The sequence below is a fragment of the Pseudomonas sp. EL_65y_Pfl2_R96 genome (assembly GCF_963970905.1).
Taxonomy (GTDB): Bacteria; Pseudomonadota; Gammaproteobacteria; order Pseudomonadales; family Pseudomonadaceae; genus Aquipseudomonas.
The window spans coordinates 1-468 of the sequence record NZ_CAXAQH010000305.1 but is presented as its reverse complement, the minus strand read 5'-3'; the positions used below and the strand labels follow the sequence as shown (position 1 = coordinate 468).

The following is a 468-nucleotide window of genomic DNA, read 5'->3' as shown; positions in this document are numbered from 1 at the left end:
CCCGCGATTGACCAGAAAATCGCGCATCGTGCGCGGGCCGCACAGCAAGGCGCCCTCACAGCCCAAAGCCTTGCCGCAGGTGCGCAAGGTGATGACGTTCTCGGCCCCCTCCAGATCGGCGGCGAGGCCGCGCCCGTCGGGGCCGAACACGCCGGTCGCGTGCGCTTCGTCGATCAGCAGCATCGCCGCGTGCCGCGCCGCCACCGCTGCGAGATCGGCGAGCGGGGCACGGTCGCCATCCATGCTGTAGAGGCTTTCGACCGCGATCCATGCGCGACCCGTGCCGCCGCGCCGCCGCCAGTCGGCAATCGCCTGATCGACCGCGGTCGCGTCATTATGCGGCGTCGCCACGCTTTCGGCGCGGGCGAGGCGCATGCCTTCATGCGCGCTGGCATGGATCAGCGCATCATGGACGATCAGGTCGCCGCGCTGCGGCAGTGTGGACAGCAAGGCGGCATTGGCGGCATA

At 70.1% G+C, this 468-nt stretch carries 1 protein-coding gene; it reads right to left on the bottom strand.

All coding sequences use genetic code 11. The features are described from left to right. The coding region (locus AACY49_RS30760; protein ID WP_339528064.1) for an aminotransferase class I/II-fold pyridoxal phosphate-dependent enzyme at window positions 1–468 on the bottom strand (468 nt) is incomplete at both ends.